Source organism: Aurantimonas sp. A3-2-R12, assembly GCF_036016755.1.
Classification (GTDB): Bacteria; Pseudomonadota; Alphaproteobacteria; order Rhizobiales; family Rhizobiaceae; genus Aurantimonas; species Aurantimonas coralicida_A.
On record NZ_JAYXIH010000152.1, the window covers coordinates 1 to 541 of the forward strand.

The 541-nt window shown below is 49.2% G+C and carries 1 protein-coding gene; it reads left to right on the top strand.

Annotated features, from left to right (window positions below; translation table 11 throughout):
- Positions 1–146 precede the first annotated feature (146 nt).
- On the top strand, positions 147–491 hold the full coding sequence (locus VSX60_RS22500; protein ID WP_327626457.1) for a hypothetical protein: 345 nt from the start codon (positions 147–149) through the stop codon (positions 489–491).
- Positions 492–541: the final 50 nt, after the last annotated feature.

Genomic DNA, 541 nt, shown 5'->3' on the forward strand with positions numbered 1-541 from the left:
TCCGCGCCATCTGGCGCTTGCTCAACAAAAACAAATCACCCATCAAAGCCTCCTTCAATGGAGACCGTGAATCACAGATCAAGAGAAATTAATAGGTCCTGAGCCTAGCTGCAAACCGCTCAGTTGCGGTTCGCGGAGTAGGATTGGTGGGCGCGGGATTCGTCATCAGTTCGGAAGAGGCAGATTTTCTTCTTCGATCAAATGAAAACTACGATCTATACGTGAGGCCGTACTTTAACGGACGGGACGTGGCGCAGCAACCGCGCGGATCGTGGGTTGTGGATCTTGAAAGATTTACCGAAGACAAACTACGTAAAGAAGCGCCAGATCTTTTCCAAATAGCCTATGATCGCGTTAAACCGTTTCGAGAAAATAACAACGAGGAATATAGACGTATCAACTGGTGGAAATTTGGCAGGCAACATGGTGATTTAATACCAACGGGAGCGAAGGCCGACTCTTCGGGGATTCCCAAGCTGACAGAATTCTGAATCACTGTGGCAAACGGAGGTTTGTCATGGCAGCACCGGTTCCCCTTCGC